Origin of the sequence: Vibrio sp. 10N.222.49.C9 (genome assembly GCF_041474985.1) — a bacterium.
Classification (GTDB): Bacteria; Pseudomonadota; Gammaproteobacteria; order Enterobacterales; family Vibrionaceae; genus Vibrio; species Vibrio crassostreae_C.
On the sequence record NZ_JBFRVD010001193.1, the window covers coordinates 1 to 221 of the forward strand.

The 221-nt window shown below is 48.0% G+C and carries 1 protein-coding gene; it reads right to left on the reverse strand.

All coding sequences use genetic code 11. The features are described 5' to 3' along the window. Positions 1–221: cation:dicarboxylate symporter family transporter (locus AB4585_RS27525; RefSeq protein ID WP_372171926.1), on the reverse strand; the 221-nt coding region annotated here is incomplete at both ends.

The window sequence follows — 221 nt, forward strand, 5'->3', positions numbered from 1 at the left end:
GGTCAACACCCATAATTAGAGCGATACCTTCTAGAGGAAGACCTACTTGGTTCAATACCATCGCTAGCATGATTAGACCTACACCAGGAACACCGGCTGTACCGATAGACGCTAGCGTTGCTGTTAGGATAACCGTTAGGTAGTCACCCATGGTTAGGTCAATATTGAATGCCTGAGCAATAAAGGCTGTCGCCACACCCTGCATGATAGCAGTACCATCC